1 protein-coding gene is annotated in these 2,385 nt (G+C 70.2%); it reads left to right on the top strand.

The features are described 5' to 3' along the window. Window positions 1-225 precede the first annotated feature (225 nt). Complete coding sequence (locus tag V7E09_RS15260; RefSeq protein WP_324523695.1) at window positions 226-2,154, top strand: M3 family metallopeptidase; 1,929 nt, start codon at window positions 226-228, stop codon at window positions 2,152-2,154. Window positions 2,155-2,385: the final 231 nt, after the last annotated feature.

The raw sequence follows: 2,385 nt of genomic DNA, 5'->3' as shown, positions 1-2,385 counted from the left end.
CGCTGGGGCTCAACGCACGGGTCGTGGGTGCCCCGACGGCCGGCTACTACTACCCGAGTGCGTTGATCCGTGAGTTCGTCGCCGTGATGGTCGAGCATCGACGTTGGCATCTCGCCGTGACCGGCGTCGTCGTGGTGGGCTACGTGCTCCTCCTCGCGTTGGCGCTGACCTTGGCGTGATGCCCGCGAGGGCGGGACGGGGACGCACGCTGGGTAGGGTGACGGGGTGAGTGACCTGACACCGTTGTCCCTGCCCGAGCCCGAGGGCCGGGCCTACCTCGCCTGGCTGACCGACACCTCCGCCGCCGCCCTGGACGCCGCGCGGACGGGGGCGGACCGCCTCAAAACGGCGGCACCCGGCCCGGCGGGGGACGTCTTGTCCGCCTGGAACAACATCGACATCGCCCTGGGTGGCGTGGCGGCCCGCGGGGAACTGTTCAGCGAGGTCCACCCCGATCCCGCGGTCCGCGAGCAGGCGGACGCCATCTCGCAACAGGCGCGCAGCCTGGCGACCCAGTTCGGCCTGGACACCGAGCTGTACGCCGTCTTCGCCGGACTCGACGCCGCCGACCTGGACGCCGACTCCCGCCGGCTTCTGGAGCGCGTTCTGCGGTCGTTTCGCCGATCGGGGGTGGCGACCGCTGAACCCACCCGCGCCCGGATCAAGGAGATCCGCGACCGGCTCACCGTGCTGGGCCAGCAGTTCGCCAAGACCATTCGCGAGGGGACGCGGGCGATCCGCGTCCGCCCCGAGCAGTTGGCGGGCCTCCCGCAGGACTGGATCGATGCTCACCCGGCCGACGAACAGGGGCTGGTCTCGATCACCACGGACTACCCCGACGCCCTCCCGTTCCGCACCTTCGCCCACGACGCGGCGGCGCGCCGCGACCTGCTGGTGGCGTCGCTGACCGTCGGGTATCCGGACAACGTCGCCGTCCTCCATGAGATCTTCGCGCTACGCGCCGAGCTGGCTCAGTTGCTGGGGTACGCGACCTGGCCGGACTACGACGCCGAGGTGAAGATGATCGGCTCCGGGGAGGCCATCGCGACCTTCATCGACAAGATCGCCGACGCCGCGGATGCGCCCGCACGCCGCGACGTGGCGGTGCTCCTGGAGCGGCTGCGCCGCGACCACCCGGACGCCGAGCGGGTCGAGTCCAGCGACGCCGCCTATTACGCCGAGGTGCATCGCCGCGAGGAACTCGACGTCGATGCGCAGGTGGTGCGCACCTACTTCGACTTCGCGAAGGTGCGGGCCGGGCTGCTGGCCGTGACCGGGCGGCTGTTCGGGCTGAGCTACACCGCACGCACCGACGTACCGGTCTGGCACGAGACGGTCACCGCCTACGACGTGTCCCGCACCGCCGACGGGGAACTGGTGGGTCGCATCTACCTGGATCTGCATCCTCGCGAGGGCAAGTTCAAGCATGCGGCCCAGTTCACGCTGGTGAGCGGTGTGGCCGAGGTGAGCCTTCCCGAGGGGGCATTGGTCTGCAACCTGCCGACCGGTCTGATGGAGCACGGCGACGTCGTCACGTTGTTCCACGAGTTCGGCCACCTGATCCACCATGTGGTGGGCGGACATCAGCGATGGGCCGAGTTCTCGGGCGTCGCGACGGAGTGGGACTTCGTCGAAGCGCCTAGCCAGATGCTGGAGGAATGGGCGTGGGATCCGGCCGTGCTGCGCAGTTTCGCCACGGACGTGGCCGGGGAGCCCATCCCTGCCGCGTTGGTCGCGCGGATGCGTGCGGCCGAGGACTTCGGCAAGGGCTACTTCGCGCGGACGCAGATGTTCTACGCCGCACTGTCGTACTACCTGCATGTGGAGAACCCCGACGACCTGGTGGCACGAACCGCGGAGTTGCAGGCCCGCTACTCACTGTTCGGCTACCTGCCCGGCACCTGCATGCCCGCGGGCTTCGGGCACCTGGACGGCTACGGCTCGGGCTACTACACGTACATGTGGTCGCTGGTCATCGCCAAGGATCTGTTCAGCGCGTTCAACAGCCACGACCTGTTCGACGTGAGCGTCTCATCCCGCTACCGCGACACCATCTTGGCCCCGGGTGGGACGCGCGACGCGGCCGACCTGGTCGAGTGCTTCCTGGGCAGGCCCTTCTCGTTCGACGCCTACGCGGCCTGGCTGGCCCGCTGACGTGACACACGAACGCCCGGCGTGGATCGCCGGGCGTTCGTGGTTGGACTGGTCAGCGACCGCGACGCTGGGCCCGGCCTGCCGAGGCCGAGAAGGCCGCTGCCCCGCGGTTCGAGCCCGCAGGATCGCCACCGGAGCGACGTGCCCCTGCTGAGCTTCCGCCTCGCTGCCCGCTCGCGCCCTTCGTGGCGCCGCCGCGACCGCCGCGCGCGCCGCCACGGTTGCTCGGGG

The sequence above is a fragment of the Propioniciclava sp. genome (assembly GCF_036744435.1).
In the GTDB taxonomy this organism is placed as follows: domain Bacteria; phylum Actinomycetota; class Actinomycetes; order Propionibacteriales; family Propionibacteriaceae; genus Propioniciclava.
This window is presented reverse-complemented; position numbering and strand designations above follow the sequence as displayed.